The organism is Methylobacterium sp. WL18 (assembly GCF_008040015.1).
GTDB lineage: Bacteria > Pseudomonadota > Alphaproteobacteria > Rhizobiales > Beijerinckiaceae > Methylobacterium > Methylobacterium mesophilicum.
The window spans coordinates 1-1,732 of the sequence record NZ_VRVD01000831.1 but is presented as its reverse complement, the minus strand read 5'-3'; the positions used below and the strand labels follow the sequence as shown (position 1 = coordinate 1,732).

General features: G+C 71.7%; 3 protein-coding genes. 2 read left to right on the top strand and 1 reads right to left on the bottom strand.

Annotation, left to right across the window (positions count from 1 at the left end; all coding sequences use genetic code 11):
* The coding region (locus FV228_RS28805; protein ID WP_147857596.1) for a CoA-binding protein at positions 1-286 on the bottom strand (286 nt) is incomplete at its 3' end.
* 374 nt (positions 287-660) lie between these two features.
* On the opposite strand from FV228_RS28805, the gene FV228_RS28800 reads away from it, so the two are divergent.
* Both FV228_RS28800 and FV228_RS28795 read left to right on the top strand, forming a co-directional pair.
* Positions 661-1,083 (top strand): MucR family transcriptional regulator, encoded by a 423-nt coding sequence (locus FV228_RS28800; RefSeq protein WP_147857595.1) that lies wholly within the window; start codon positions 661-663, stop codon positions 1,081-1,083.
* Positions 1,084-1,180: 97 nt separating this feature from the next.
* The coding region (locus tag FV228_RS28795; RefSeq protein ID WP_147857594.1) for a restriction endonuclease at positions 1,181-1,732 on the top strand (552 nt) is incomplete at its 3' end.

The following is a 1,732-nucleotide window of genomic DNA, read 5'->3' as shown; positions in this document are numbered from 1 at the left end:
CCCCGGCGCCGATCGCGGCGGCCTGGGCGACCACCTCGGGCACGCTCGCGGGCGGCACCGCGATCAGCACGAGGTCCGGCACCACGGTGAGGTCGGCGACCCGCTTCACGCAGGGCAGGCCGTCCACGGATTCGTGATCCGGCTGGACCGGCAGGATCGCGCCGGGAAACCCCGCCCGGCGCAGGCTGTCGAGCACGCTGCGCCCGAGGGAGCCCTCGCGGGCCACGGCTCCGACCAGCGCGACCGAGCGCGGCGCCAGGAGCTTGTCGAAGCGGTACGTGCTCACGGCGCCGACGGCCCGAATCTGTGCGCGCGCATGGGGGCCCCTCGCCTGGGTGACGCGCTTTGCAAGGCGCGCCGCGGCGCACCCGCCGCCCTACCAGATGGCACAATCTCCCGCAGGTGCAACGCCCGGATGCACCGATGCCGCGCGTGGCCCGCACCGGCCGCCACGGGACGAGCCGGCTTTGTACAGTATTCGACAATGCAGGCTGCAATCACGTTGGCTGTTGTGGTCACTTACAAATTGGTCTTGCCCTTATATTGATCACATCATAGTACCTGCCGCTTTATAGGCCTGTATCAGCCTCGACAGACACAGATTCCGGCCGGCACACGCCGAACGATGGCGGCCGAGACGAAGCGACGGGAGGTTTCGGAATGGACGCCACGGTCGGAGAGGACCTGGATTATCTCGCGCTGTCCGTCGACATCGTGTCGGCCTTCGTGAGCAACAATCCGGTGCCCGTGCCGGAACTGCCCGGACTGATCGCCGCGGTCCACGCCACCCTGCACGGGCTGAGCCAGCCGCCGGCCCCGCCGGTGGAGGAGCTTCGGCCCGCGGTCTCGGTGCGGCGCTCGATCCAGCCCGACTACCTCGTGTGCCTGGAGGACGGGAAGAAGTTCAAGTCGCTCAAGCGGCACCTGCGCACCCACTACGACCTGACGCCCGAAGCCTACCGGGAGAAGTGGGGGCTCGCCCCCGACTACCCGATGGTGGCGCCGAACTACGCCGCCGCGCGCTCGAGCCTCGCCAAGAGCATGGGGCTCGGCCACCAGCGCCGGAAGGGCCAGAAGGATTAGGCCCGCGGGCCTGCATCCACAGCTTTCCCGCCGGGATTCAGCATCGGGCAAGGGGCGCTTGCCAGGGTCGGCGGGCTCATCCGCGACCCGAGATCCGATGCCCGGCAAGCCCAACCCCGTCGCCCGCCTGTTCTGGACGGCCGTGATCGGCTGCCCGCTCGGGCTCTGGTACGGACCGCCGGCCTTCGCGGCCACGGGGGCGGCCCTCGCGCTGGTCCTCGGGCGCCATCTCGGCCGGCCCCGCCGGTTCCGGGCGCGGGTGCGCCGGATCGCCCGGGCCCATGGCGAGACCCTGGCGCTGCGGCGGCGGCAGGAGAGCTTTTCCGATGCCTACGGCAACCGGATCGAGGACGGCTGGCTGCGGGAGCGGGCGTACTTCCTCGACCGCACCGTCCTGCCGCAGATCGGGCCCCGGTTTGCCGACCTCGCCGAGTCGGAGCGCGCCCGGATGCTGGCGATCGTCGAGGCGGAGGCCGCCGCCATCGCGCTGCCCGAGGAAGACGAGGCGCCGGGCGACGGGATCGATTACGAGCGCTACTGCGCCGACCGCCTGGCCCGGGCGGGCTGGCGGGCGCACCGGACCCCGCCGAGCGGCGACCAGGGCGCCGACATCGTGGCGGTGCGCGACGGGCTCCGGCTGATCGTGCAG

Coding starts and splice junctions, on each gene's coding strand:
- FV228_RS28800 (WP_147857595.1), top strand. CDS start 661: ATGGACGCCACGGTCGGAGAGGACCTGGATTATCTCGCGCTGTCCGTC.